We start from the raw sequence: 25,967 nt of genomic DNA on the forward strand, positions 1-25,967 counted from the left end.
TGTACCTCTTAGTGTTCTAACGCCGCGCGTAAAAAACCCTGGTGAGCGGAGAGTTTAGTCCTGGCTGCCGTCGCGTCTAGCCCGGTCAGCGCCATCAGAATGGCGGGCTTAACGTCAAAGTCGGTCTGCTTCAGTAACGTTTCAGCGTCTTCGCGCGAAATGCCGGTGGCTTCCACCACCATCCGGCAGGCCCGATCGACCAGCTTGGCGTTGGTCGCTTTCATATCCACCATCAGGTTCTGATACACCTTGCCATACTTCACCATCGCACCGGTGGAAATCATATTTAGCACCAGTTTCTGCGCGGTGCCCGACTTCAGACGGGTTGAACCGGTCAGCGCCTCCGGACCAACCACCACAGAGATGGCGATATCCGCTTCGCGGGCAATAGGTGAGTCCGGATTACAGGAAATCGCTACCGTCGTACAGCCCACCGCATGCGCATATTTCAGGCCGCCAATCACATACGGTGTCCGACCCGATGCCGCCAGACCGACAACCAGATCCTGCGCGGTCAGATTCAGCGCCCGCAGGTCATCTTCCCCAAGCTGCGAGTTATCTTCTGCGCCTTCAACCGCTTTTAATAACGCCCCTGGCCCACCGGCAATCAGCCCGACCACTAATCCGTGCGGTACACCAAAAGTTGGCGGACATTCTGAGGCATCCAGCACGCCGAGACGTCCGCTGGTCCCTGCCCCCATGTAAATAATCCGCCCGCCTGCTTTAAGTGCCTGCGCAGCCGCATCAACCGCATGCGCAACTTCAGACAGTGTCGCTTTTACTGCTTCCGCTACCAGCGTATCCTGTTGATTAAAACGATGTACCAGCTCAAGCGTGGATAACGCATCGAGATCCATCGTTTGTGGATTGCGGGTTTCTGACACTAACGCACCGAGATTCATTTTTGTTCCTTAGGAATTTTTAATTCATAATAATCCGTCATAATGGAATATTATATTCACTCAGGCGAGTGAAATGTTGTTTTGTAATCGCCATCACATTTTCGCCAGGAGACAGCATGAACTGTTTGATTCGCATTCGTCAGCGTTACCCTGACCTCGCACAAAGCGATAAAAAGCTTGCGGATTATCTTCTTACGCAACCAGATAATGTGCGTCATCTCAGCTCTCAGCAGCTAGCTTTTGAAGCGGGCGTTAGCCAGTCCAGCGTCGTGAAGTTCGCGCAGAAAATGGGCTTTAAAGGCTTCCCTGCCCTCAAATTGGCGATCAGCGAAGCGCTGGCCAGCAATCCCAATCCACATTCGGTTCCGGTGCACAATCAGATCCGCGGTGACGATCCTATGCGACTGGTAGGTGAGAAGCTAATTAAGGAGAACGTAGCAGCGATGCATGCCACGCTGGACGTCAATAGCGAAGACAAACTAATGGAAAGCGTCACGATGCTGCGCACAGCCAGGCGCATTATCCTCACCGGCATTGGCGCCTCGGGCCTGGTGGCGCAAAATTTTGCCTGGAAGCTATTGAAGATAGGATTTAATGCGGTCGTTGAACGCGATATGCATGCCCTGCTGGCGACCGTACAGGCGCTGGATTCAAACGATCTGCTGCTGGCCATTTCGTATAGCGGAGAGCGACGCGAACTCAATCTGGCCGCGGATGAAACATTACGCACCGGGGCAAAAATCCTCGCCATCACTGGCTTTACTCCCAATGCCCTACAGCAGCGCGCCACCCGTTGCCTGTACACCATTGCCGAAGAACAGGCCACGCGCAGTGCCGCAATTTCATCAACGCATGCGCAAATGATGTTGACTGATTTACTGTTTATGGCGCTGGTGCAGCAAGATCTCGAACATGCCCCGGAGCGGATCCGCCACAGCGAAGCGCTGGTAAAAAAACTGGTTTGAGCAAAGAATGCGCGTATAATGCCCGCCCGATTTGTGATGTTTTGAGAGTTTCCTGATGGCCCTGTTAATCACTAAAAAGTGTATCAATTGCGATATGTGCGAACCCGAATGCCCGAATGAGGCCATTTCAATGGGTGACAGCATTTACGAGATTAACAGCGACAAGTGCACGGAATGTGTAGGTCATTACGACACGCCAACCTGTCAAAAGGTGTGCCCGATCCCCAATACTATTTTGAAAGATCCGGCACATAGCGAAACAGAAGAACAGCTGTGGGATAAGTTTGTGTTAATGCATCACGCAGACAAGCTTTAACTCTCAATAATGACCGTGGCGCAGGCATAGTGACGTTCATCGGCCAGCGTCACGTGCATATGCATAACACCGAGCTTCTCCGCCAGCTTTAACGCCTCTCCCCATAACCGCAAACGCGGCTTGCCGAGTTCATCGTTGAACACTTCGAACTGATTAAATGCCAGCCCGTTACGAATGCCGGTGCCAAGGGCTTTTGCCGCCGCCTCTTTTACCGCAAAACGCTTCGCCAGAAAACGCACTGGCTGCTGATGCGTTTCCCAAATGGTCCATTCGTTGTCGCTGAGGACGCGTCTGGCCAGCCGATCGCCGGAACGGGAGATCACCGCTTCAATGCGCGCAATCTCCACGATGTCGGTGCCTAATCCCAGAATCGCCATTAACCACGCGCTTCCAGCATTAGACGTTTCATTTCCACTACGGCGTCTTTCAGACCGCTCATCACCGCACGTCCGATGATCGCATGACCAATGTTCAGCTCGTGCATTTCCGGGATCCGCGCAATGGCTTTGACGTTATGGTAAGTCAGGCCGTGACCGGCGTTCACCTTCAGACCCAGGCTGGCAGCAAAGGTCGCAGCTTTGGCGATACGTGCCAGTTCGCTGGCCTGTTCAGCATCGGTTTTCGCATCAGCATAGCAGCCGGTGTGAATTTCAATATACGGCGCGCCAACATCAGCAGCCGCTTTAATTTGTTCTTCATCGGCATCGATAAACAGCGAGACCAGGATCCCCGCATCCGCCAGACGCTTGCAGGCATCACGCATTTTGTCGCGTTGACCCGCCACATCCAAGCCGCCTTCAGTGGTGACTTCCTGACGTTTTTCCGGCACCAGGCAGCAGAAATGCGGCTTGGTTTCAACCGCGATGGCCAGCATCTCTTCCGTCACCGCCATTTCCAGATTCATACGTGTATCCAGCGTTTGACGCAGAATTCGCACGTCTCTGTCAGTAATATGACGACGGTCTTCACGCAGATGAACGGTAATACCGTCCGCCCCCGCTTGCTCAACGATAAATGCCGCCTGAACCGGGTCCGGGTATGCGGTGCCGCGTGCGTTACGTAAAGTGGCAATGTGGTCAATGTTGACGCCTAACAGTAATTCGGCCATGACAATCCTCGTTAATCATTATTTGTTTTTACTGCGCGTTTTGGCAAAAATTGCCGGAACAGTTCCCGGCTTTTTAACGGCTTACCACCAAGATACGGCTTTAACGCCATGCGGGTAAAGCGTTTCGCGGCACGTAACGTATCGGCATCCGGAAATTCACGCGATGCAAGTGCTTTGAGGTGACGTCCGGTAAAGGTGTTGTTATCAATAACGATGCTGGCGATAAACCCTTTTTCTTCCCGATAGCGATAGGTCATGGTGTCGTCCACCGGTTCACCGCTGCCCGCACAGTGGGCAAAATCCACGCCGTAGCCCAGATGACCGAGCAACGCCAGCTCAAAACGACGCAGGGCGGGCTCTGGTGAACCGGATGTGCCTGCCAACGCCTGGATACAGTTCAGGTAATCGAAAAAGAGTTCAGAAAAGCGGGTCTCGTACTCAAGCACGCGAGAAATGAGTTCGTTGATATACAGACCGCTGTACAGCGTGATTCCGCTAAGCGGGAGTGCCAGAGAGACGGCTTCAGCGCTACGTAGGGTTTTGACCTCACCACGTCCACCAAAGCGAAGTAATAATGGGGTAAAAGGCTGGAGTGCGCCTTTCAGATTGGAGCGTTTGGAACGTGCGCCTTTAGCCACAAGGCGCACGCGACCCGACTCTTCCGTGAAAACGTCCAGCACTAAACTGGTTTCGCTCCACGGGCGACTATGCAGGACAAATGCGCGTTGCCATCCATCCGTCATAATACTCGTCGTCTTTCAGAGGAAGGGTTTAGACGTCGTCGCCGTAACCGAGACTGCGCAGCGCGCGTTCGTCATCGGCCCAGCCAGATTTCACTTTCACCCACAGTTCAAGGTGCACAGGCGCTTCGAACATTTCCTGCATGTCTTTACGTGCTTCAATACCGATGGTTTTAATTTTGGCCCCTTTGTTGCCAATGACCATCTTCTTCTGCCCTTCGCGTTCGACAAGGATCAGGCCGTTGATATCGTAGCCGCCACGTTCATTAGGGATAAAGCGCTCAATCTCAACGGTCACAGAATACGGCAGTTCAGCACCGAGGAAACGCATCAGCTTTTCACGGATGATTTCAGAGGCCATAAAGCGCTGCGAGCGGTCGGTGATGTAATCTTCCGGGAAGTGATGAACCGCTTCCGGCAGATGCTTACGCACGATGCCCGCAACGGTATCGACATTCATGCCGGTTTCGGCAGACATCGGTACGATGTCGAGGAAGTTCATCTGGCTTGCCAGAAACTGCAGGTGCGGCAGCAGATCGGCTTTTTCCTGGACGTTATCCACTTTGTTGACCGCCAGGATAACCGGAGCTTTACCGTCACGCAGTTTGTTCAGCACCATTTCGTCGTCCGGCGTCCAGCGCGTGCCCTCTACGACGAAAATAATCAATTCAACGTCACCAATAGAACTGCTGGCCGCTTTGTTCATCAGGCGGTTGATGGCACGCTTTTCTTCCATGTGCAGGCCCGGGGTATCAACATAAATAGCCTGATACGCGCCTTCGGTATGAATACCGACAATGCGGTGACGGGTCGTCTGCGCCTTACGGGAGGTAATGGAAATCTTCTGCCCAAGCAGATTATTCAACAGGGTGGATTTACCAACGTTCGGGCGACCGACGATGGCAATAAATCCGCAATAGGTTTTTTCTTCGCTCATTCCAGCTCCAGTTTTTTCAACGCCTGTTCGGCGGCAGCCTGCTCAGCCTTACGACGGCTCGAACCTGTGCCAACCACCGGTTCACTCAGGCCGCTAACCTGGCAGTGGATAGTAAATTCTTGATCGTGCGCTTCGCCACGGACCTGTACTACCAGATAAGACGGCAGCGGCAGGTGGCGACCCTGCAAGTATTCCTGCAAACGCGTTTTCGGATCTTTTTGTTTGTCGCCCGGACTAATTTCATCCAGACGGGTTTGATACCAGTTAAGGATCAGTTGTTCAACAGTCTGAATATCACTGTCGAGGAAGACGCCGCCGATCAGTGCTTCGACGGTATCAGCCAGAATAGATTCACGACGGAAGCCGCCGCTTTTCAGTTCGCCCGGCCCCAAACGTAAACATTCGCCGAGATCAAACTCACGGGCTAATTCAGCCAGCGTATTACCGCGCACCAGCGTGGCGCGCATGCGACTCATATCACCTTCGTCCACACGCGGAAAGCGATGATACAACGCATTGGCAATAACAAAGCTCAAAATAGAGTCGCCTAAAAATTCTAAACGCTCGTTATGTTTGCTGCTGGCACTGCGGTGAGTTAATGCCTGCTGCAACAGTTCCTGATGATTAAAAGTGTAGCCCAGCTTCCGTTGAAGCCGATTAATTACGATGGGGTTCATGCGATACCAATAAATGAATGCGTCAACAATCCAGCACACGAAACAGACCTGATATACATCACTCGGTTAGCCGTTTCGGCGTCGCCTGAATGCGCTTGTATACGAATCAACGCTGTTTCGTGTGCCGTGGCAACCTGACGGTGCCAACCTAAAACTACGGGGGAATATTCTATACACAACGACAAGGGATGTCGTTAGTCTGCGGGAATTTATCCGAGAAATAATTCACGTTGCCGCCATTACGACGACAACGTGAACGATTATCAGCAATTAATGAATACCACCAATACGGCTTAAACGAACACCGGTCGGCCATTCACCTTCTTGCTTATCGAAACTCATCCAGATGCCCGTCGCTTTACCCACCAGATTCGCTTCCGGTACAAATCCCCAGTAACGGCTGTCCGCGCTGTTGTCGCGGTTATCACCCATCATGAAGTAGTGTCCCGGTGGAACAATCCAGGTCGCCAGTTGCTGACCCGGTTGGCGGTAGTACATCCCCACCTGATCCTGCGCGATTGGCACGGTCAGAATGCGGTGAGTCACCTCGCCCAGCGTCTCTTTACGTTCGGTCAGGCGAATACCGTTATCTTTCGTTTCGCTTAGCGGAAGTTCGAAGAAACCACTGGTCGCTTCACCACCGTTACGACGTGCAAACGTCTGCACGAAATCGCTCGGCTGAACGTCAGAGTACGTAACCGGCAACGCGTTTTGACACGCCTGACCGGAGCGGCATCCTGGCTGGATCGTGACCTCTTTCGCCACTGGATCGTACGTCACTTTGTCTCCCGGTAAACCGACAGCGCGTTTGATGTAGTCCAGGCGCGGATCCTCCGGGTATTTAAACACCACGACATCACCGCGTTTCGGATGGCCCGTTTCGATCAGTGTTTTCTGATAAATCGGATCTTTAATTCCGTAGGCAAATTTCTCCACCAGAATAAAATCACCGATTAACAGCGTCGGCATCATCGAACCCGATGGGATCTGGAACGGCTCATAAATAAATGAACGCACCACCAGTACAATCGCCAGTACCGGGAACACGGATGCTCCGGTTTCCAGCCAGCCCGGCTTCGGGGAGACTTTTTTCAGCGTTGCGTTATCCAGTGAATCACCCGCAGCGGCTTGTGCCGCTGCCTGACGCTCCCGGCGTTTTGGCGCAAAGATAAATTTATCTACGCACCATAAAATGCCCGTCACCAGTGTGGCAATCACCAGAATCAGGGCAAACATATTCGCCATGCCAACTCCTTAGGATTATTTGCTGTCTTTACCGACATGCAGAATGGCGAGGAACGCTTCCTGAGGCAGCTCGACGTTACCGATCTGCTTCATGCGTTTTTTACCTTCTTTCTGTTTCTGCAGCAGCTTTTTCTTACGGCTAATATCACCGCCATAGCACTTAGCCAGAACGTTTTTACGCAGCTGCTTAACCGTTGAACGCGCAATGATGTGCGTACCAATGGCTGCCTGAATCGCGATATCAAACTGCTGGCGTGGGATCAGTTCTTTCATCTTTTCCACCAGCTCACGGCCGCGGCTCTGCGAGTTATCACGGTGGGTAATGAGCGCCAGCGCATCAACACGCTCGTTGTTGATCAGAACATCAACGCGCACCATGTCAGAGGCCTGGAAGCGTTTGAAGTTATAGTCCAGTGACGCATAGCCACGAGACGTTGACTTCAGGCGGTCGAAGAAGTCGAGCACCACTTCTGCCATCGGGATTTCATAGGTCAGCGCCACCTGGTTACCGTGGTAAACCATGTTGGTCTGTACGCCACGCTTCTCGATACACAGCGTGATAACGTTGCCGAGATATGCCTGAGGCAGCAGCATATGACACTCAGCGATCGGCTCGCGCAGCTCATAGATGTTGTTCAGCGGCGGCAGTTTGGACGGGCTATCGACATAGATAGTCTCTTTACCCGTGGTTTCAACTTCGTAAACAACGGTCGGTGCAGTGGTGATCAGGTCCAGATCGTATTCACGTTCCAGACGTTCCTGAATAATCTCCATGTGCAGCAAACCAAGGAAGCCACAGCGGAAGCCGAAGCCCAGCGCGGTAGAGCTTTCCGGTTCATAGAACAGGGAGGCATCGTTCAGGCTCAGCTTACCTAACGCATCACGGAAGTTTTCGTAATCGTCAGAGCTGACCGGGAACAGACCGGCGTAAACCTGCGGTTTCACCTTTTTAAATCCTGGCAGCGCTTTATCTGCCGGATTACGTGCCTGAGTCAGCGTATCGCCGACCGGGGCGCCGAGAATATCTTTAATCGCACAAACCAGCCAACCCACTTCGCCGCACTTCAGTTCGGTACGGTCAACCTGCTTAGGCGTGAAGATCCCCAGACGGTCAGCGTTATACACCTGCCCGGTGCTCATCACTTTGATTTTGTCGCCTTTGCGCATGGTGCCGTTTTTAATACGTACCAGCGAGACCACACCCAGATAGTTATCGAACCAGGAGTCGATGATCAGCGCCTGCAGCGGGCCTTCCGGGTCACCTTCCGGCGGCGGAATTTCGCGCACCAGACGTTCCAGAACGTCGGTCACGCCGACGCCGGTTTTCGCCGAGCAGCGAACCGCATCTGTCGCATCGATACCGACGATATCTTCGATCTCTTCCGCTACACGCTCAGGATCGGCAGCCGGCAGGTCAATTTTGTTCAGTACCGGCACCACCTCGAGATCCATTTCCAGGGCGGTATAGCAGTTAGCCAGCGTTTGCGCTTCAACACCCTGTCCGGCGTCAACCACCAGCAGAGCGCCTTCACAGGCGGCAAGCGAGCGCGAAACTTCATACGAGAAGTCAACGTGGCCCGGCGTGTCGATAAAGTTAAGCTGGTAGGTTTCACCATCAGATGATTTGAAATCGAGCGTCACGCTCTGCGCTTTGATAGTAATACCGCGCTCACGCTCAAGATCCATCGAGTCGAGAACCTGCGCTTCCATTTCACGGTCAGACAGGCCACCGCAGATCTGGATAATACGGTCAGACAGCGTTGATTTACCGTGGTCGATGTGAGCTATGATTGAAAAGTTACGTATGTTCTTCATATAGTGTAATTATTGTGCCTTACGCCTGCCTGGGCAGGCTTTGAGAAGTCGCTGTTCTGAGCTTAACGTCGGTTTAAGTGAAACGCCGCATTCTACACTACAACGCTGAGGCGAGGAAATGTTCATAGAGCAAGGATAGCGGGAACTGGAAACAACTTAGCAAAGTCAGTGAAACTTTTACCGAAGTACGGCGAAAGTGCCCTATCTGGCCTACGTAGTAACGGTCCTGTAGGCCTGATAAGCGCAGCGCCATCAGGCATATATATCACTGGTGTGTTTCGACGCGAAGAAGGTCAGGCGGGAGAGCAACATTGAGAATCACCGGTTGCCAGGCCTCACGTTCAGCCAGCTTGCGTGAGAAACCACGAGCAATCAGGAATCCACCCACACCGCCCAGTATCGCACCGCTTAACGCGGCGATATCGCTGCCAAACAATACCTGGAACAATGCGGCAAAAACAAACAGCCCCGCCAGCGGAGACAGATAGACTAACATTGCCGAGCCCAACAGGCTGCCTTCAGCAATGCCTAGCTCAACTTTCTGACCGGGAGCCAGCGGTTCAACGCTAGGCACCACAATGGTATGCGTTGTCTGCGGTCCCAGTTTATTCAGCACACGGCTTCCGCATCCGGCCCTTGAGGCACAGCTGCTGCACGACGCTTTAACGTCACAGCTGACTGTCGCCAGGCCATTTTGCCAGGAAACAACCGTTGCCCACTCTTTGATCATTGTGCAGCCCTGAACTTGATATTGTCCGCGATGCGCTTCGCCGTTTGCGGCGGAAGTTCACCAACGATAGTGATTTCGGCATTATCTCGTACGCTGGTACTGACCGTGCGGCGTCCGGTACGCAGGAGCTGATCGGCGCTGTTTTGCTGCGCGCGGTTCACATTCACAGAGAAGCTGAACAGCCCGTCAGAATAAAGACGCGATTCAATCGGCATATTGTCCATCGTCGGCAGTGGACGACGGCTGCTAGAGACTTCACTGAATCCTTGCGGCAACCACGATGGGCTCCAGTTGAAGTTGGTTTTCTCGCCTGCGGGAACGGATAGCAACGGCGGCAGGTTGGCTTTTGCCAGCGTCTGCATGCTGTCTCCGACGCCGCTATTCACAGTAAAAGCGATCACGCGGAACTGTTCCAGCGTTTCGCCATCCCGGTCAAGAAGATCGACGCGCATCGGTAGCTTAGTTTCGGTGTCCATCCAGACAATGTAGCTGTAACGAGTCCCGTCACGCGCCACGACGCGGAGCACTTCACAAAGCCTGTCTGCAATACGGGTTCGGCCTACCGAGATAAAATCATAGTAGGGTGCGAGACGTTTAAAGTCGGTGTAAATCAGAGATGGCAGAGAATCAACAATATAATCACCGTTCAGCGTGAACGGTTCGAGCCCCGGCTCAAAATAGCTGATTTCATTTCCACGTTGTACGACTTCCCGGCGTGGTCCATCTAATTGCAACAGTTGTGCAAGCGGACGATTATCCAGACGAGCATGACGATAACGTAGGGATTCAACACCCTGTTTATTGATGCTGACGAATGACAGCTCATAGGTGAGCGACTGGCTGGCCAGATTCATCTGCTGCAATAACGCCCCGGACGCAGGAGTGGCCGAGGCGTTGACAGAGAAGAACAGGCTACCAGCCACAAGTGACATGGCAAACCAAAGTTGCTTCATTACTGCGATTGCGTTCCTAAAGTTTGAATTCCTGGCACCTGTACAGCGGCTTGCTGTGTCTGTGCCTGCTCAAACTGAAGCTGTTCGGAGTGCAGTCGGCGCTGCAGTTCGTAATCCTGCAACATAGCATTGATACGACGACGCTGCTCCTGCACCTGCTGTTGCTGACCGCCGCTGCTGGCCGTCGCGTCAGAAGGTACACCCAAGCTCACCGGACTGGCTTTACCCATCATCGGTAATGTATTAAATACCGGCGTTTCGGGCTGCTGGGACGTTTCAGATTGCCCATTATAGTGCTGGACGCCAACGATAACTGCAAGCGATACGCACGCGGCCACACCCATTTGAGTAAGCTGAGCGGCCCACGGACGCATTTTCTTCCAGAATGGCATTTTCTGCCACTGATGTGGTGCTGGCTGGGCCTCAGGAATCAATGGCGCCGCCTGACGTACTGGCTCATCTGCGATGGCTGCCATTACTCGGTCGGAAATATCGAAATGGAGAACGTCGGCGGTATCACCTCGCATGGAATCGCGGATCAGGTGATAACTCTCCCAGGTTTTTTGCATTTCCGGGTCGTGAGTCAGCTCTTTGAGTAACTCAGTATCCAGCGTTTCGCCATCCATTAAAGCGGAAAGTTTTTCTTTCTGCATGCCTAATACCTTTTCCAGTATCCCGCTACCGTCAACGCCTGATAAGCGGTTGAACTTTATTATCAATAGCTTCCCTCGCTCGGAAGATACGAGAACGAACCGTACCCACCGGACAATCCATGATAGCGGCTATCTCTTCATAGCTCAGGCCATCCAGCTCCCGCAAGGTTATTGCCATGCGTAAATCTTCCGGGAGGGACTCAATAGTTCGGAAAACTATCTGTCTCAGTTCTTCTGACAACATTAAGTTCTCAGGGTTCGAAATTTCTTTCAGCGCACCGCCACTTTCGTAATTTTCTGCTTCTATCGCATCTATATCACTGGAAGGTGGACGACGCCCCTGAGCGACCAGGTAATTCTTCGCTGTATTGACTGCAATACGATACAGCCAGGTATAAAAAGCACTATCTCCCCGGAACGAATCCAGCGCACGATAGGCCTTAATAAATGCTTCCTGTACAACATCGGGAACATCGCCCGACGGTACATAGCGGGAAACCAGACTCGCCACCTTATGCTGATAGCGAACTACCAGTAAATTAAAGGCTTTCTGATCTCCCTTCTGGACCCGTTCTACCAGGACCTGGTCCGTTAACTGCTCGCTCATCCGAGGTAAAGTCTCCCCAAACCAAATTTCCACGCGCTTTCGAAACGCCACTCCATCAGCTGCACTATGAGCAAGCAATGACTTAGAGTGCTCAAGTTTCGTAAAGTTCCGTTACGCATTTGTTTTTGTTTGTCATGTTGTAGACAGGTCTTATCTCTCATTATAAGTCTACATAACCCGATCAACGCACTATCTGTACAGAAATGCCCATTAAACCGCTTGCAGAGTAACCCAACGGGCACTTTATTTCATCTCCTAATCTGACGCTAACGGCCTGCTACACAAAATATTTTTCATCCTTTACCTCTCACTATGAATTTCTTTCGTGTTTAGCCATTGCAACACAATTAAAAATTTCACGTGCAGTTTCGCGCAATGTGGTGCTATGGTGACCAAACACTGTTTAGTAAATTAAACAACAATCATGAATACAACGCCTGAATTATCCTGTGATGTGCTGATTATTGGCAGCGGTGCTGCCGGACTCTCCCTGGCTTTGCGCTTGGCTGAGAAACATCGGGTTATTGTCCTGAGTAAAGGGCCTGTGAGTGAAGGATCTACATTCTATGCCCAGGGAGGCATTGCCGCTGTTTTTGATGAAACCGACAGTATCGATTCTCACGTCGAGGATACGCTGATTGCTGGCGCGGGATTGTGCGATCGCCATGCAGTTGAGTTCGTCGCCAGCAACGCCCGAACGTGCGTCCAGTGGCTCATTGATCAAGGCGTTTTGTTTGATACGCAGGTTCAGCCCAATGGTGAAGAGAGTTATCACCTGACCCGCGAAGGCGGTCATAGCCATCGACGCATCCTGCATGCGGCGGATGCCACCGGCAAAGAGGTCGAAACCACACTGGTCAGTCAGGCGCAGAACCATCCCAACATTCAGGTACTGGAGCGTAGCAACGCCGTTGACCTGATCATTTCCGATAAAATCGGCCTGCCGGGTACACGTCGGGTGGTTGGCGCATGGATCTGGAATCGTAATAAAGAAGCCGTCGAAACCTGTCATGCCAAATCGGTCGTACTGGCCACCGGGGGAGCATCAAAGGTCTATCAGTACACCACCAATCCAGATATCTCCTCAGGCGATGGAATTGCGATGGCCTGGCGCGCAGGGTGTCGCGTCGCCAACCTCGAGTTTAACCAGTTTCATCCCACCGCGCTGTATCACCCGCAGGCACGCAATTTTCTACTGACCGAAGCGCTGCGCGGCGAAGGTGCCCACCTGAAACGCCCGGACGGCTCACGCTTTATGCCCGACTTTGATGAGCGTGGTGAACTGGCGCCGCGCGATATCGTGGCGCGTGCGATCGATCATGAAATGAAGCGTCTGGGTGCGGACTGCATGTTCATCGACATCAGTCATAAACCGGAAGAATTTGTCCGCCAGCATTTTCCGATGATTTATGAAAAGCTGCTGGGCCTGGGGATCGACCTGACCAAAGAGCCAGTGCCTATCGTGCCAGCTGCGCACTATACCTGCGGTGGCGTGATGGTCGATGATTTTGGCCGGACTGACGTCGATGGCCTGTATGCCATCGGCGAAGTGAGCTACACCGGGCTGCATGGTGCAAACCGTATGGCATCGAACTCGCTGCTGGAATGCCTGGTATACGGCTGGTCTGCGGCGGAAGATATTGATCGTCGAATGCCTTACGCCCGCAGCGTTAGCACGCTACCGGGCTGGGATGAAAGTCGGGTAGAGAACCCGGATGAGCTGGTGGTCATCCAGCATAACTGGCACGAGCTGCGGCTGTTTATGTGGGATTACGTCGGCATTGTGCGCACGACCAAACGTCTGGAGCGCGCCCTGCGACGCATCACGATGCTGCAACAGGAAATCGACGAGTATTACGCCCATTTCCGCGTGTCAAACAATTTACTGGAGCTGCGCAATCTGGTCCAGGTCGCCGAGCTGATTGTGCGCTGCGCAATGATGCGTAAAGAGAGCCGGGGCCTGCACTATACGCTGGATTATCCAGAGCAGTTGCCGGAATCAGGCCCCTCAATTCTTTCGCCGCTAAGCCATCACATAAACAGATAAAATGCCTGGGTCAGCGCGGTGTAACCTTCGGAGTAACGCTGGTCTGGCCCACGGATCACTAATCTGTCGCTAAAGCACTCCCCGGCCTGCGGGGAGAAAGCCAGCAGTACCCGATGCGGCAGCCGGGCTTCGGTTTCCGCCACATCTGTACGCAGGCGCAGATGCCATCCCATGCTGAATGCCTGCTGGGTAAAGGCGTTACCAATCTGCTCCGGCAGTACCACGCAAAAAAAGCCCTCTTCGGTAATACTGTCCGCCGCCAACGTTAACAGTGCCGCATGATCGAGCGTCGTGGTATAACGTGCCTGCTCGCGCTGCGGTGTCCCGCACTCTACGCCCTGCTCGTAATAAGGGGGATTACTGATGATCAGATCAAAGCGCACGGTCTGGCGAGGGATCCACCGTTGAGCATCTTCAGTATGGATCCGGATACGCTGCCCCCACGGAGATTGCGCGATGTTTTCCTCTGCCTGTTGCGCGGCGTCAACATCCAGCTCCACCGCATCAATCAGGACGCTGTTATCTGTACGCTGGGCCAGCATCAGTGCTAACAAACCACTCCCGGTGCCGATATCAAGGATCCGCTTTACGCCTGCGACAGGGGCCCAGGCCCCCAATAAAATTCCGTCAGTCCCAACTTTCATTGCACAACGATCGTGTGCCACAAAAAACTGTTTAAAGGTAAACCCATTACGTCGAAGTACTGATGAAGACTGGGGCATGAAAAACAACCTTCCTGGAAAAAAAACGATAACATAGGATAAAAACAATACCTGAGAAGGTATATCCATACAAACAGATGAAGATTGCAGCCGTAACGTCTATAATCAGCGCCCCACACAGAGGTAGAACATGACTGTAACGACTTTTTCCGAACTTGAACTCGATGAAAGCCTGCTGGATGCCCTCCAGGAAAAAGGTTTCACTCGCCCGACAGCTATTCAGGCAGCCGCCATTCCACCTGCGCTCGATGGCCGTGATGTACTCGGTTCTGCGCCGACAGGCACCGGTAAAACGGCGGCATATTTGCTGCCAGTGTTGCAGCACCTGCTCGACTTTCCGCGCAAAAAATCAGGTCCACCGCGCGTTTTAATTCTGACGCCGACCCGTGAACTGGCAATGCAAGTTGCCGATCACGCCCGTGAACTGGCGAAGAATACACATGTGGATGTCGCCACGATTACCGGCGGTGTAGCCTACATGAACCACATGGAAGTCTTCAGCGAAAACCAGGACATCGTGGTCGCCACCACGGGTCGTTTGCTGCAATATATTAAAGAAGAGAACTTCGACTGCCACGCGGTTGAAACGCTGATCCTCGATGAGGCCGATCGTATGCTGGACATGGGCTTCGCCCAGGATATCGAGCATATCGCCGGTGAAACCCGCTGGCGCAAGCAGACCATGCTGTTCTCTGCCACGCTGGAAGGCAATGCGGTTAAAGATTTTGCCGAGCGCCTGCTGGAAGATCCGGTTGAGGTTTCTGCGGATCCATCCACCCGCGAACGTAAGAAGATCCATCAGTGGTACTATCGTGCCGATGATATCGAACACAAAACAGCGTTGCTGATTCACCTGTTAAAGCAGCCTGAAGCAACGCGTTCTATCGTCTTTGTGCGTAAACGCGAGCGCGTGCACGAGCTGGCTGGCTGGCTGCGCCAGGCGGGGATCAACAACTGCTATCTCGAAGGCGAGATGGTACAAAGCAAGCGCAACGAAGCGATCAAACGTCTGACCGATGGTCGTGTGAATGTGCTGGTTGCCACCGACGTTGCGGCACGCGGTATCGACATTCCTGATGTCAGCCACGTGTTTAACTACGACATGCCTCGTAGTGGCGATGCCTATTTGCACCGTATTGGCCGTACCGGTCGCGCAGGCCGTAAAGGCACCGCCATTTCTCTGGTAGAAGCGCACGACCACCTGCTGCTCGGCAAAGCGAGTCGCTATGTCGACGAGCAGCTAAAGCCGCGCGTGGTTGACGAACTGCGTCCAACAACGCGCGCGCCAAGTGAGAAGTCTAACGGTAAGCCATCCAAGAAAGTGCTGGCGAAACGTGCCGAGAAAAAAGAGAAAGACAAAGAGAAGCCGCGCGTGAAGAAACGTCACCGCGACGCCAAAAATATCGGCAAGCGTCGCAAGCCGAGCGCAGCTGCCGCGCCGCAGTCTGACAAAGAGTAAACGGTATGCCGGGTTAATTAACCCGGTATTTTTTTTACCTTCTTTCAACGACAAAAAAGCGGAACATGCACTGGCATGTTCCGCTTTTTTATTATCTGATTACCGGGGTATAACCCCGCGAGCCTTACAGGCTCTCAGTAAAGGTACGGGCAATAACGTCGCGCTGCTGTTCTGGAGTCAGTGAGTTGAAACGCACCGCATAACCAGAAACACGAATAGTCAGCTGCGGATATTTTTCCGGATGCTTAACCGCATCTTCCAGCGTTTCGCGACGCAGAACGTTTACGTTCAGGTGCTGACCACCTTCCACGCGAACTTCCGGCTGCACGTCTACCGGTACTTCACGGTATTCGATTTCGCCCAGTTTGCTGACGGCAACGACTTCATCAGCAGAGAAACCTGCTTTAGCAACGATGCAGCGTGCTTCGCCTTTTTCGCTGTCCAGCAGCCAGAAAGAGTTCAGCAGGTCGTCGTTTGCAGCTTTAGTAATCTGGATACCTGTAATCATGTTGATGCCTCCCCGGCAAAATTATTTGATTTCGGCTGGCCTTCACGCGGCCAATTGGTAAAACCATTGTTGCTTGAGTGTATATATACCCCTCACACACCCTTGATTCATTGATGTAAATCAACAAAAACCACACATACAAAGTGGTGATGAGTGGATTTTATTGTTTTACATCAACTTACGCCATGCGTGCAGATAAAATTTTTACATAAATTTTCAACTATCTTTAAGGGGTAGTCCCTTGAGAATCGTAGAGAATTTTGCGCCCCAGAGAGAAGCAGTTAAGCTAGGGGGAATGAAATTCGCAGGAGAGCGAGATGACTACCGAATTAACCTGGCACGATGTGCTGACCGAAGAAAAACAGAAACCCTATTTTGTTAACACTTTGCATACCGTCGCCGGTGAACGCCAGTCAGGCATGACGATTTACCCGCCGCAAAAAGATGTGTTTAACGCATTTCGCTTTACCGAGCTTGGCGATGTGAAAGTTGTCATCCTGGGACAGGACCCTTACCACGGTCCCGGCCAGGCGCATGGCCTCGCGTTTTCTGTGCGCCCAGGCGTAGCCACTCCACCGTCATTACTGAATATGTATAAAGAACTCGAAGCGACGGTCCCGGGCTTTACACGTCCCACGCACGGGTATCTGGAAAGCTGGGCACGTCAGGGGGTACTGTTACTGAACACCGTCCTTACCGTCCGGGCAGGACAGGCACATTCGCATGCCAGTCTGGGCTGGGAAACCTTTACGGATAAAGTCATTAGCCTGATTAACGAGCACCGTGAAGGCGTGGTGTTTTTACTCTGGGGCGCGCACGCGCAGAAGAAAGGGGCCATTATTGACGCGCAGCGTCACCATATTCTGAAAGCGCCGCATCCGTCTCCGCTCTCGGCACACCGCGGATTCTTTGGCTGCAATCACTTTGTTCTGGCAAATGAGTGGCTGGACAAACGCGGTGAAAAACCGATCGACTGGATGCCGGTGCTGCCGGCTGAGAGCGAGTAAAAAAATGCCAGCGATTCGCTGGCATTTTTACTATCAGGCTTTGTTCTGACGCCACCACTCCGCGAGCAGGACGCCCGTCGCGACGGAGACGTTGAGAGTTTCTACATTGCCCGTACCGTCGATGGCGATGCACAAATCGTCTGCAGAACATGCCGCTTCCGGCAGCGCATCACGCTCGCGGCCTAACACCAGCACCATTTTTTCTGGCAGCGTGGTGTTGAACAAAGGCTTACCTTTGTCGCTGGAGGTCATCACGACCGTGTAGCCTGCTTTGCGGAAATCATCCAGCACATCCACAATACTGTCGCCAGTGATCGGTTGCACGTGCTCGGCACCGCCTTCCGCGGTACGTATAGCTGCACCGGATTCCAGCAGCGCGGCATCCTGTACGACCACGCCTTTCACACCGAAGTGAGCGCAACTGCGCATCATGCCGCCCAGGTTATGCGGGTTGGCGATATCTTCCAGCGCCAGTACGCAATCCTGCGCCCCCGCCTGGCCAACCCACTGCTTAACGGTTGTACCGTTACGTTTTTTAATCAGGAAACACACGCCGCCATGGTGTTCAGTACCGGAAGCTTTCGCCAGTTCGGCTTCGTCAACCACGTGGTAGGCTTTGCGGTTTGCCGCCATCCAGCGTAATGCTTCTTTAAATCGTGGTGTCACGCTCTGGACAAACCAGGCGCGGACAATGGCGTCCGGACGGCTCTGGAACAGCGCCTGACAGGCATTCTCACCGTAAACGCGGGTTTCTTCCGCACGCTGACGACGTAATACTTCAGGATCGATAAAGCTCTTGCCGCTGATCCCACCGTGATCGGCTTTTTCCGCTACGTCATCGCTCGGCGCGCGGGATACGGTACGCCACGGTGAGTCTTCACGTTTACGGTCGCGTTCAACATCGCGGTCACGTCCACGATCGCGGCCACGTTCACTGTTCGGACCCTTTCTGTCATCACGGGCAGGGCGACGACCGCCTTCGGCTCGGGAAGTACCTGGGCGACCGCCGCCTTTACCGGTACGTGGATTTTGGGTGCGCTTGTCCGAGTCATCGTCACTGCGGACGTACATCACTTTGACCTTGCCGTTTTTGTTCTTCAGTTCGTCGCTCATTTCTTTTCTCCACCTGCTCTGCGCGAAGCGCGCAGATTACCCGATGTGCACGTCGTTAGCCATTATTTCATTTAAAAGCTTATGACTATTGTACTCATTGAATAAAACGCATTGCTGTTTAAAACAGTCTCCCCGATAATATGTAACATAACAGAAACATATCGGCGTGATTGCCGCGAGGTCCACCCTACTCATCCAGAGGTTAGTTATGAATACCGTTTGTACCAGCTGCCAGGCTATCAACCGCATCCCCGAAGATCGTGTTCAGGATACGGCCAAATGCGGACGCTGTGGTCACGACCTGTTTGACGGTGAGGTGATCAATGCGACCGGTGCTACGCTGGATAAGCTGTTAAAAGACGATCTTCCGGTGGTGGTCGATTTCTGGGCGCCATGGTGTGGCCCATGCCGTAACTTCGCCCCCATTTTTGAAGATGTCGCTGAAGAGCGTAGCGGTAAAGTGCGTTTTGTTAAAGTGAATACCGAAGCTGAACGCGAACTCAGCGCACGTTTCGGCATCCGCAGCATTCCGACCATTATGATATTCAAGAAAGGTGAAGTCGTCGATATGCTCAATGGCGCAGTGCCTAAAGCCCCGTTTGATAGCTGGCTTAACGAATCATTATAATCTCTACGGGGCACATCTTGTGCCCCGTTTTGTCCTCTGCGACAATAGCATTTTTCAACGTGCTTCCCGATGACCAATAACGCCGTTCTCCAGTTACGTGCCGAGCGCCTTGCGCGCGCCACGCGCCCTTTTCTTGCCCGAGGTAACCGTATTCGCCGCTGCCAGCGCTGCTTACTGCCGCTGAAACTGTGCCTGTGCGAAACGCTGAGCCCTACCCAGGCGAAGAGTCGTTTTTGCCTGGTGATGTTTGATACCGAACCGATGAAACCCAGCAACACCGGGCGTTTGATTGCCGATATTCTGCCGGATACCGCAGCGTTTCAGTGGTCGCGCACCGAGCCACCATCAGCGCTGCTTGAGCTGGTGAAAAATCCAGATTATCAGCCGATGGTGGTCTTCCCGGCGTCTTATGCCGACGAGGGCCGTGAGGTCATTTTCACGCCACCAGCAGGTAAACCGCCGCTGTTTATCATGCTCGATGGTACCTGGCCGGAAGCGCGCAAAATGTTCCGTAAAAGTCCGTATCTCGATAACTTGCCGGTGATCTCCGTCGATTTATCGCGCCTTTCCGCTTACCGCCTGCGCGAAGCCCATGCCGAAGGACAGTATTGCACTGCCGAAGTGGCGATTGCCTTGCTGGATTTGGCTGGCGATACGCAAGCCGCCGAAGGGTTAAGCGAGCACTTCACGCGCTTTAAAACGCGCTACCTGGCAGGAAAAACCCAACATCAGGGAAGCGTCACAGCAGACTCAACAGAAAGCGTTTAAAATCATTCGGTCACTGGTGTCATTAAGGAAGCCGATATGAGTCAACGTGGTCTGGAAGCGCTACTGCGACCAAAATCCATTGCGGTGATTGGGGCGTCAATGAAGCCCAATCGTGCCGGTTACCTGATGATGCGTAACTTACTGGCTGGAGGCTTCAACGGACCGGTTTTACCGGTGACGCCCACCTGGAAAGCCGTGTTGGGCGTACTGGCCTGGCCCACTATCGCCAGCCTGCCTTTTTCTCCCGATCTTGCCGTTTTGTGTACCAATGCCAGCCGCAACCTGACGCTGCTGGAGGCGCTAGGCGAGAAAGGCTGCAAAACCTGTATTATTTTGTCAGCGCCCACGGCGCAGCACGCTGAACTGCTGGCCTGCGCATCACGCTACAACATACGTTTGCTGGGCCCCAACAGTCTGGGGCTACTTGCTCCCTGGCAGGGGCTTAATGCCAGCTTTTCCCCCGTCCCTATTAAGCGCGGCAAGCTGGCTTTTATCTCTCAATCCGCCGCCGTATCCAATACGATTCTCGACTGGGCACAGCAGAGAGAAATGGGGTTTTCTTATTTTATCGCGCTGGGTGACAGCCTGGATATTGACGTTGATGAGCTGCTTGATTACCTGGCCCGCGACAGTAAAACCAGTGCGATTTTGCTCTACCTCGAACATTTGAGCGATGCCCGCCGCTTCGTCTCGGCGGCACGTAGCGCATCGCGCAACAAGCCCATTTTGGTGATTAAAAGCGGTCGTAGCCCGGCGGCTCAGCGCTTGCTGCATACCAGCTCGGGAATGGACCCGGCCTGGGACGCCGCCATCCAGCGTGCCGGTCTGCTGCGCGTACAGGACACGCACGAGCTTTTCTCAGCGGTGGAAACCCTCAGCCACATGCGTCCTCTACGTGGCGACAGGCTGATGATGATCAGCAACGGCGCCGCCCCTGCCGCACTGGCGTTAGATGAACTGTGGTCACGCAACGGCAAGCTGGCCACGCTAAGCGAAGAGACCTGCCAGAAACTACGCGATGCGTTACCAACCCACGTTGATATCGCCAACCCATTGGATTTGCGCGACGATGCCAGCAGTGAGCATTACGTTAAAACGCTGAATATTTTACTCGCCAGCCAGGATTTCGACGCCCTGATGGTCATCCACTCGCCTAGCGCAGCCGCACCTGGCACCGAAAGCGCGCAGGCGCTGATTGAGGCGGTGAAACAGCATCCGCGCGGCAAGTTTGTCTCCTTACTCACTAACTGGTGCGGGGAGTTTTCATCCCAGGAAGCCCGCAGGTTGTTTAGTGAAGCGGGATTACCCACCTATCGTACACCGGAAGGCACCATCACCGCGTTTATGCATATGGTTGAATACCGGCGTAACCAGAAGCAACTGCGTGAAACACCAGTGCTCCCTGACAGCCTGACGGCCAACACCGCCGAGGCACATAATCTGTTACAACAGGCGATTGCTGACGGGGCAACATCGCTGGATACGCATGAAGTTCAGCCTATTTTGCACGCCTATGGCTTGCACACGCTGCCCACCTGGATTGCCAGCGACAGCGCAGAAGCCGTACACATCGCCGAGCAAATTGGTTATCCGGTAGCGCTCAAGCTACGTTCTCCCGATATCCCGCATAAATCGGAAGTTCAAGGGGTTATGCTCTACCTGCGTACGGCAACCGAAGTGCAGCAGGCCGCCAATGCGATTTTTGATCGGGTGAAAATGGCCTGGCCGCAGGCGCGTATCCACGGTTTGCTTGTCCAGAGTATGGCTAACCGCGCGGGGGCTCAGGAACTGCGCGTGGTCGTCGAACACGATCCGGTATTTGGGCCACTCATTATGTTGGGAGAAGGTGGCGTAGAGTGGCGACCGGAAGAGCAAGCCGTGGTGGCATTGCCGCCGCTGAACATGAACCTCGCACGATATCTGGTTATCCAGGGGATCAAAAACAAAAAGATTCGCGCCCGCAGTGCGCTACGTCCTTTAGACGTCGCCGGTTTAAGCCAGCTTTTGGTTCAGGTGTCCAATTTGATCGTCGATTGCCCGGAAATTCAACGTCTGGATATCCACCCATTACTGGCATCCGCCGGTGAATTCACCGCCCTCGATGTTACGCTGGATATTGCCCCCTTCACGGGCGACAACGAAAGCAGACTGGCCGTGCGTCCCTATCCTCATCAGCTTGAAGAGTGGGTCGAAATGAAAAATGGTGAACGCTGCCTGTTCCGCCCTATTCTGCCGGAGGATGAACCCCATCTGCAGCAGTTCATTTCGCAAGTGACGAAGGAAGATCTGTATTACCGCTATTTCAGTGAGATCAATGAATTTACCCATGAAGATTTAGCCAATATGACGCAGATCGACTACGATCGGGAAATGGCCTTTGTGGCGGTACGTTGCCGTGATAACACTGAAGAGATCCTCGGCGTGACGCGCGCAATTTCCGATCCCGATAACATCGATGCCGAATTTGCCGTACTGGTACGATCGGATCTCAAAGGGCTGGGGCTCGGGCGGCGATTGATGGAAAAATTAATTACCTACACCCGAGATCACGGACTGAGACGTCTGAATGGTATTACGATGCCGAACAATCGGGGGATGGTCGCCCTGGCCCGAAAACTCGGGTTTGCTGTAGACGTCCAGCTCGAAGAGGGAATTGTTGGGCTAACGCTTAATCTGGCCCAATATGAGGAATCGTGAGTAAGGTACTGGAAATGTTGACCACTTTAACGGGTACTGGTGTTATCATTGCTCGCTTATGTCGTCTGCATAGCACAGAGGACCCTTCAATGAACAGAGAAGAAATGCACTGTGATGTTGTCAAAATTTAAGCGTAATAAACATCAACAACACCTTGCCCAACTACCGAAGATTTCTCAATCAGTTGATGATGTAGATTTCTTTTATGCTCCCGCTAATTTCAGGGAGACTCTGCTGGAGAAAATAGCCAGCGCGACGCGACGTATTTGCATCATCGCCCTGTATCTGGAACAGGACGACGGTGGCAAAGGCATCCTCGACGCGCTTTATGCGGCTAAGCGGCAGCGTCCTGAGCTTGATATCCGGGTGCTTGTCGACTGGCATCGTGCCCAGCGCGGACGCATTGGCGCAGCAGCGTCTAATACCAACGCTGACTGGTACTGCCGAATGGCGCAAGAAAATCCAGGGATCGATATTCCGGTCTACGGCGTACCGATTAACACCCGTGAAGCGCTTGGCGTCCTGCATTTCAAAGGCTTTATCATCGATGATAGCGTTCTGTATAGCGGCGCCAGCCTGAACGACGTTTACCTACATCAGCATGATAAATATCGCTACGATCGCTACCAGTTGATTCGCAATGCGCAAATGGCTGACATCATGTTCGACTGGGTCACGCAGAACCTGATGAATGGTCGCGGCGTGAATCGTCTTGATGATATCAATCGCCCTAAAAGCCCGGAAATTAAAAACGACATCCGCCTGTATCGTCAGGAATTACGTGATGCGTCATTCCATTTCCAGGGTAATGCGGATAATGAACAGCTTTCGGTGACGCCTCTGGTTGGGCTCGGAAAATCCAGTCTGCTGAATAAGACCATTTTCCATCTGATGCCCTGCGCAGAGCAGAAACTCACAATCTGTACCCCTTATTTCAACCTGCCAGCGATACTGGTGCGCAATATTATCCAGCTTCTGCGTGAAGGGAAAAAGGTTGAAATTATCGTGGGCGATAAGACCGCTAACGACTTTTTCATCCCGGAAGATGAGCCGTTTAAGATTATCGGCGCGCTGCCCTATCTGTATGAAATAAACCTTCGCCGCTTCCTGAGCCGACTACAGTATTACGTTAATACCGATCAACTGGTCGTACGCTTATGGAAAGATGATGACAATACTTATCATCTGAAAGGCATGTGGGTGGATGATAAATGGATGCTGCTCACCGGCAACAACCTTAACCCTCGCGCCTGGCGCCTGGATCTGGAAAACGCCATTCTGATCCACGATCCTAAGCAGGAACTGACTCTTCAGCGTGAGAAAGAGCTGGAGCTCATCCGCACACATACTACCGTCGTTAAGCACTATCGCGACCTGCAGAGTATTGCCGACTATCCGGTTAAAGTGCGTAAGCTCATCCGTCGACTCCGCCGTATCCGAATCGACAGATTAATCAGCCGTATTCTGTAACCTGAACCCCGTCGCTGACGGGGTTTTTCCTATGGAGACCACGGTGCGCCTGTTTATTCTCGCCAGTATCCTGACACTTTCTGGTTGTAGCCATATGGCGAACGACAACTGGAGCGGGCAAGACAAAGCACAACACTTTATTGCCTCAGCCATGCTGGCCGCCGCCGGTAACGAGTACGCTCAGCATCAGGGAAACAGCGCCGATCGCAGCGCTGCCATCGGTTTCATGTTCTCCATTAGTCTTGGCGCATCAAAAGAACTTTGGGACAGCCGCCCCACAGGAAGCGGCTGGAGCTGGAAAGATTTTGCCTGGGATGTCGCCGGCGCATCCACCGGCTATGCCGTCTGGCAAATGGCCCACCATTAGAGGCGCAGGCCTTTACCTTTGCGGTGCAGCAGTAATGAGACAAAGAATGCAACCACGGCCAGAGCGGTGACGTACCAGAAAAATGTGGTTTCCATACCAACAGACTTCAGCGACAGCGCAACATATTCGGCCGATCCACCAAACAAGGCATTCGCCACTGCATAAGACAATCCTACCCCCAACGCGCGAACCTGCGCCGGGAACATTTCGGCCTTCAGAATGCCACTGATTGACGTGTAGAAACTGACGATCAACAAGGCACACATGACCAGACCAAATGCTATATACGGGGAGGTCACATTCTGCAATGCCGTCAGGATAGGAACGGTAAACAACGTAGCTAATGCGCCAAAACACAGCATCGAGGTACGGCGGCCAATTTTATCTGACAATGCACCGAACAGCGGCTGTACCAGCATAAACACGCACAGTGCCGCCGTCATTATACCGCTGGCCACGTTGGCATGCATACCAGCCGTATTCACCAGGTACTTCTGCATGTAGGTGGTGAAGGTATAGAAACACAACGAACCCGCAGCAGTAAATCCGAGCACCATCACGAAGGCTTTGCGGTTACGCCATAGCCCTTTCAGGGAGCCTGCTTCTTTCAGCGCACGCACATCCTGTTTTGAGGTTTCATCTAACTGACGACGTAACCAAAGCGCGACAATCGCCAGTACGGCTCCCAGCGCAAAGGGAATACGCCAGCCCCATGCTCTGAGCGCTGAGTCTTCTAACGTTTGCTGTAATATCACCACAACCAGCAATGCCAAAAGTTGCCCACCAATCAAGGTCACGTACTGGAATGAGGCATAAAACCCTTTCTTACCTTCCACGGCGACTTCACTCATGTAGGTCGCACTGGTGCCATATTCTCCGCCAACAGACAGCCCCTGAAATAATCTGGCGAGCAGCAGCAACGCAGGTGCCCAGGTACCAATCGTTTCATACCCGGGCAGACAGGCGATCACCAGCGATCCCATACACATCATGCATACTGACAATAACATGGACTTTTTACGTCCGTGCTTATCGGCTATCCGGCCAAAAATCCATCCGCCAATAGGCCGCATCAGAAACCCTGCGGCGAAAACCCCAGCAGTCTGTAACAGTTGTGTGGTGGTGTTTCCTGAAGGAAAAAAGATATGGGCAAAATAGAGGGAACAGAAAGAGTAGATGTAGAAGTCAAACCATTCGACCAGATTCCCTGATGATGCCCCTACGATTGCCCATATACGACGACGGGTGTCGCTGCCCGTCAGCACCCCATTCTCAGTTACACTGCTATCAGCCATTAGAATTGTACCCCTGCCAAGGATCTTGTGAATTTATCAATGATGGTTGCGTCTTTTTTGGTGAACCAAATGTTATATAATTGTTATAATATATTGCGTGAGAAAGATCACAGTTTTAATTAGCAGGAAAATGATTCAGATATGTTCGAGGAAGAGATCCGGATTATCGGTCAAAAATAGTGTGGGCTCTTGTAGGCCGGATAAGGCGGCACGCCACATCCGGCAGTTTTCACTTTGC

Annotated in this window: 27 protein-coding genes; 10 read left to right on the forward strand and 17 right to left on the reverse strand. The window is 52.9% G+C overall.

Features of this window, described 5'->3' with window-relative positions:
• Positions 1-8: 8 nt before the first annotated feature.
• Positions 9-902, reverse strand: coding sequence for an N-acetylmuramic acid 6-phosphate etherase (murQ, locus tag QNN86_RS03825; protein ID WP_414210650.1), 894 nt, complete (start codon positions 900-902; stop codon positions 9-11).
• A 116-nt stretch (positions 903-1,018) separates the two neighbouring features.
• Here murQ and QNN86_RS03830 point away from each other — a divergent pair, with 116 nt between their 5' ends.
• Both QNN86_RS03830 and QNN86_RS03835 read left to right on the forward strand, forming a co-directional pair.
• Entirely contained in the window at positions 1,019-1,867 is an 849-nt protein-coding gene (locus QNN86_RS03830; protein ID WP_096756131.1) for a MurR/RpiR family transcriptional regulator, read from the forward strand.
• Positions 1,868-1,922: 55 nt separating this feature from the next.
• A complete protein-coding gene (locus QNN86_RS03835; RefSeq protein WP_182269340.1) occupies positions 1,923-2,183 on the forward strand; it encodes a YfhL family 4Fe-4S dicluster ferredoxin in 261 nt (86 codons plus the stop codon).
• Here QNN86_RS03835 and acpS read toward each other — a convergent pair.
• The 12 genes from acpS to rseD form a co-directional block, all read right to left on the reverse strand.
• Entirely contained in the window at positions 2,180-2,560 is a 381-nt protein-coding gene (acpS, locus tag QNN86_RS03840) for a holo-ACP synthase (protein WP_181617610.1), read from the reverse strand. The genes QNN86_RS03835 and acpS overlap by 4 nt on opposite strands.
• Positions 2,560-3,291 carry a pyridoxine 5'-phosphate synthase gene (gene pdxJ, locus QNN86_RS03845; protein WP_096756128.1) on the reverse strand — a complete coding sequence of 244 codons (732 nt, stop codon included), beginning with the start codon at positions 3,289-3,291 and terminating at the stop codon, positions 2,560-2,562. Before pdxJ ends, acpS begins: the two co-directional genes overlap by 1 nt.
• A gap of 11 nt (positions 3,292-3,302) precedes the next feature.
• Complete coding sequence (recO, locus tag QNN86_RS03850; protein ID WP_414210651.1) at positions 3,303-4,034, reverse strand: DNA repair protein RecO; 732 nt, start codon at positions 4,032-4,034, stop codon at positions 3,303-3,305.
• 28 nt (positions 4,035-4,062) lie between these two features.
• On the reverse strand, positions 4,063-4,968 hold the full coding sequence (era, locus tag QNN86_RS03855) for a GTPase Era (RefSeq protein ID WP_279277823.1): 906 nt from the start codon (positions 4,966-4,968) through the stop codon (positions 4,063-4,065).
• Positions 4,965-5,645, reverse strand: a complete 681-nt coding sequence (rnc, locus tag QNN86_RS03860; RefSeq protein WP_003037579.1) for a ribonuclease III — start codon at positions 5,643-5,645, stop codon at positions 4,965-4,967. Before rnc ends, era begins: the two co-directional genes overlap by 4 nt.
• A gap of 270 nt (positions 5,646-5,915) precedes the next feature.
• Positions 5,916-6,890, reverse strand: a complete 975-nt coding sequence (lepB, locus tag QNN86_RS03865; RefSeq protein ID WP_096756126.1) for a signal peptidase I — start codon at positions 6,888-6,890, stop codon at positions 5,916-5,918.
• 15 nt (positions 6,891-6,905) lie between these two features.
• Complete coding sequence (lepA, locus tag QNN86_RS03870) at positions 6,906-8,705, reverse strand: translation elongation factor 4 (RefSeq protein WP_096756125.1); 1,800 nt, start codon at positions 8,703-8,705, stop codon at positions 6,906-6,908.
• Between the two features lie 265 nt (positions 8,706-8,970).
• Positions 8,971-9,435, reverse strand: a complete 465-nt coding sequence (rseC, locus tag QNN86_RS03875) for a SoxR-reducing system protein RseC (protein ID WP_115257751.1) — start codon at positions 9,433-9,435, stop codon at positions 8,971-8,973.
• Complete coding sequence (gene rseB, locus QNN86_RS03880) at positions 9,432-10,388, reverse strand: sigma-E factor regulatory protein RseB (RefSeq protein ID WP_117343490.1); 957 nt, start codon at positions 10,386-10,388, stop codon at positions 9,432-9,434. Before rseB ends, rseC begins: the two co-directional genes overlap by 4 nt.
• Positions 10,388-11,041, reverse strand: coding sequence for an anti-sigma-E factor RseA (rseA, locus tag QNN86_RS03885; RefSeq protein ID WP_115257749.1), 654 nt, complete (start codon positions 11,039-11,041; stop codon positions 10,388-10,390). The genes rseB and rseA overlap by 1 nt, the downstream gene beginning before the upstream one ends.
• A gap of 31 nt (positions 11,042-11,072) precedes the next feature.
• On the reverse strand, positions 11,073-11,648 hold the full coding sequence (gene rpoE / locus QNN86_RS03890) for an RNA polymerase sigma factor RpoE (protein ID WP_003037573.1): 576 nt from the start codon (positions 11,646-11,648) through the stop codon (positions 11,073-11,075).
• On the reverse strand, positions 11,645-11,809 hold the full coding sequence (rseD, locus tag QNN86_RS03895; RefSeq protein WP_182269338.1) for a rpoE leader peptide RseD: 165 nt from the start codon (positions 11,807-11,809) through the stop codon (positions 11,645-11,647). The genes rpoE and rseD overlap by 4 nt, the downstream gene beginning before the upstream one ends.
• Positions 11,810-12,072: 263 nt before the next feature.
• Here rseD and nadB point away from each other — a divergent pair, with 263 nt between their 5' ends.
• Entirely contained in the window at positions 12,073-13,695 is a 1,623-nt protein-coding gene (gene nadB / locus QNN86_RS03900) for an L-aspartate oxidase (RefSeq protein ID WP_181617614.1), read from the forward strand.
• On the opposite strand, the gene trmN is transcribed toward nadB, so the two are convergent.
• A complete protein-coding gene (gene trmN, locus QNN86_RS03905) occupies positions 13,680-14,417 on the reverse strand; it encodes a tRNA(1)(Val) (adenine(37)-N(6))-methyltransferase TrmN (RefSeq protein WP_279277822.1) in 738 nt (245 codons plus the stop codon). The genes nadB and trmN overlap by 16 nt on opposite strands.
• Positions 14,418-14,547: 130 nt before the next feature.
• Between trmN and srmB the strand changes: the two genes are divergently transcribed.
• A complete protein-coding gene (gene srmB, locus QNN86_RS03910) occupies positions 14,548-15,876 on the forward strand; it encodes an ATP-dependent RNA helicase SrmB (protein WP_181617616.1) in 1,329 nt (442 codons plus the stop codon).
• Positions 15,877-16,000: 124 nt separating this feature from the next.
• On the opposite strand, the gene grcA is transcribed toward srmB, so the two are convergent.
• Entirely contained in the window at positions 16,001-16,384 is a 384-nt protein-coding gene (gene grcA / locus QNN86_RS03915) for an autonomous glycyl radical cofactor GrcA (RefSeq protein WP_096756118.1), read from the reverse strand.
• Between the two features lie 317 nt (positions 16,385-16,701).
• Between grcA and ung the strand changes: the two genes are divergently transcribed.
• Positions 16,702-17,391: a uracil-DNA glycosylase gene (gene ung / locus QNN86_RS03920; protein WP_181617617.1), complete on the forward strand. Its 690-nt coding sequence runs from the start codon at positions 16,702-16,704 to the stop codon at positions 17,389-17,391.
• Between the two features lie 33 nt (positions 17,392-17,424).
• Here the strand turns inward: ung and QNN86_RS03925 are convergent, their stop codons facing one another.
• Positions 17,425-18,504, reverse strand: a complete 1,080-nt coding sequence (locus QNN86_RS03925; protein ID WP_117343488.1) for a tRNA/rRNA methyltransferase — start codon at positions 18,502-18,504, stop codon at positions 17,425-17,427.
• A gap of 208 nt (positions 18,505-18,712) precedes the next feature.
• Here QNN86_RS03925 and trxC point away from each other — a divergent pair, with 208 nt between their 5' ends.
• The 5 genes from trxC (at position 18,713) to QNN86_RS03950 (ending at position 24,434) form a co-directional block, all read left to right on the forward strand.
• Positions 18,713-19,132: a thioredoxin TrxC gene (trxC, locus tag QNN86_RS03930; RefSeq protein ID WP_045446319.1), complete on the forward strand. Its 420-nt coding sequence runs from the start codon at positions 18,713-18,715 to the stop codon at positions 19,130-19,132.
• Between the two features lie 69 nt (positions 19,133-19,201).
• Positions 19,202-19,900, forward strand: a complete 699-nt coding sequence (tapT, locus tag QNN86_RS03935) for a tRNA-uridine aminocarboxypropyltransferase (protein ID WP_182269333.1) — start codon at positions 19,202-19,204, stop codon at positions 19,898-19,900.
• 36 nt (positions 19,901-19,936) lie between these two features.
• Entirely contained in the window at positions 19,937-22,597 is a 2,661-nt protein-coding gene (locus tag QNN86_RS03940) for a bifunctional acetate--CoA ligase family protein/GNAT family N-acetyltransferase (protein WP_279277820.1), read from the forward strand.
• 114 nt (positions 22,598-22,711) lie between these two features.
• Positions 22,712-24,067, forward strand: a complete 1,356-nt coding sequence (gene pssA, locus QNN86_RS03945) for a CDP-diacylglycerol--serine O-phosphatidyltransferase (RefSeq protein ID WP_117343486.1) — start codon at positions 22,712-22,714, stop codon at positions 24,065-24,067.
• A gap of 31 nt (positions 24,068-24,098) precedes the next feature.
• Positions 24,099-24,434 carry a YfiM family lipoprotein gene (locus tag QNN86_RS03950; protein WP_217438869.1) on the forward strand — a complete coding sequence of 112 codons (336 nt, stop codon included), beginning with the start codon at positions 24,099-24,101 and terminating at the stop codon, positions 24,432-24,434.
• On the opposite strand, the gene QNN86_RS03955 is transcribed toward QNN86_RS03950, so the two are convergent.
• A complete protein-coding gene (locus QNN86_RS03955) occupies positions 24,431-25,729 on the reverse strand; it encodes an MFS transporter (RefSeq protein WP_181617619.1) in 1,299 nt (432 codons plus the stop codon). The two genes, QNN86_RS03950 and QNN86_RS03955, sit on opposite strands and share 4 nt — an antisense overlap.
• Positions 25,730-25,967 lie beyond the last annotated feature (238 nt).

The sequence above is a fragment of the Citrobacter sp. C348 genome, from assembly GCF_047467975.1.
Lineage (GTDB): Bacteria > Pseudomonadota > Gammaproteobacteria > Enterobacterales > Enterobacteriaceae > Citrobacter > Citrobacter gillenii.

Coding starts and splice junctions, on each gene's coding strand:
- murQ (WP_414210650.1), bottom strand. CDS start 902: ATGAATCTCGGTGCGTTAGTGTCAGAAACCCGCAATCCACAAACGATG.
- QNN86_RS03830 (WP_096756131.1), top strand. CDS start 1,019: ATGAACTGTTTGATTCGCATTCGTCAGCGTTACCCTGACCTCGCACAA.
- QNN86_RS03835 (WP_182269340.1), top strand. CDS start 1,923: ATGGCCCTGTTAATCACTAAAAAGTGTATCAATTGCGATATGTGCGAA.
- acpS (WP_181617610.1), bottom strand. CDS start 2,560: ATGGCGATTCTGGGATTAGGCACCGACATCGTGGAGATTGCGCGCATT.
- pdxJ (WP_096756128.1), bottom strand. CDS start 3,291: ATGGCCGAATTACTGTTAGGCGTCAACATTGACCACATTGCCACTTTA.
- recO (WP_414210651.1), bottom strand. CDS start 4,034: ATGACGGATGGATGGCAACGCGCATTTGTCCTGCATAGTCGCCCGTGG.
- era (WP_279277823.1), bottom strand. CDS start 4,968: ATGAGCGAAGAAAAAACCTATTGCGGATTTATTGCCATCGTCGGTCGC.
- rnc (WP_003037579.1), bottom strand. CDS start 5,645: ATGAACCCCATCGTAATTAATCGGCTTCAACGGAAGCTGGGCTACACT.
- lepB (WP_096756126.1), bottom strand. CDS start 6,890: ATGGCGAATATGTTTGCCCTGATTCTGGTGATTGCCACACTGGTGACG.
- lepA (WP_096756125.1), bottom strand. CDS start 8,705: ATGAAGAACATACGTAACTTTTCAATCATAGCTCACATCGACCACGGT.
- rseC (WP_115257751.1), bottom strand. CDS start 9,435: ATGATCAAAGAGTGGGCAACGGTTGTTTCCTGGCAAAATGGCCTGGCG.
- rseB (WP_117343490.1), bottom strand. CDS start 10,388: ATGAAGCAACTTTGGTTTGCCATGTCACTTGTGGCTGGTAGCCTGTTC.
- rseA (WP_115257749.1), bottom strand. CDS start 11,041: ATGCAGAAAGAAAAACTTTCCGCTTTAATGGATGGCGAAACGCTGGAT.
- rpoE (WP_003037573.1), bottom strand. CDS start 11,648: ATGAGCGAGCAGTTAACGGACCAGGTCCTGGTAGAACGGGTCCAGAAG.
- rseD (WP_182269338.1), bottom strand. CDS start 11,809: ATGAGAGATAAGACCTGTCTACAACATGACAAACAAAAACAAATGCGT.
- nadB (WP_181617614.1), top strand. CDS start 12,073: ATGAATACAACGCCTGAATTATCCTGTGATGTGCTGATTATTGGCAGC.
- trmN (WP_279277822.1), bottom strand. CDS start 14,417: ATGCCCCAGTCTTCATCAGTACTTCGACGTAATGGGTTTACCTTTAAA.
- srmB (WP_181617616.1), top strand. CDS start 14,548: ATGACTGTAACGACTTTTTCCGAACTTGAACTCGATGAAAGCCTGCTG.
- grcA (WP_096756118.1), bottom strand. CDS start 16,384: ATGATTACAGGTATCCAGATTACTAAAGCTGCAAACGACGACCTGCTG.
- ung (WP_181617617.1), top strand. CDS start 16,702: ATGACTACCGAATTAACCTGGCACGATGTGCTGACCGAAGAAAAACAG.
- QNN86_RS03925 (WP_117343488.1), bottom strand. CDS start 18,504: ATGAGCGACGAACTGAAGAACAAAAACGGCAAGGTCAAAGTGATGTAC.
- trxC (WP_045446319.1), top strand. CDS start 18,713: ATGAATACCGTTTGTACCAGCTGCCAGGCTATCAACCGCATCCCCGAA.
- tapT (WP_182269333.1), top strand. CDS start 19,202: ATGACCAATAACGCCGTTCTCCAGTTACGTGCCGAGCGCCTTGCGCGC.
- QNN86_RS03940 (WP_279277820.1), top strand. CDS start 19,937: ATGAGTCAACGTGGTCTGGAAGCGCTACTGCGACCAAAATCCATTGCG.
- pssA (WP_117343486.1), top strand. CDS start 22,712: ATGTTGTCAAAATTTAAGCGTAATAAACATCAACAACACCTTGCCCAA.
- QNN86_RS03950 (WP_217438869.1), top strand. CDS start 24,099: ATGGAGACCACGGTGCGCCTGTTTATTCTCGCCAGTATCCTGACACTT.
- QNN86_RS03955 (WP_181617619.1), bottom strand. CDS start 25,729: ATGGCTGATAGCAGTGTAACTGAGAATGGGGTGCTGACGGGCAGCGAC.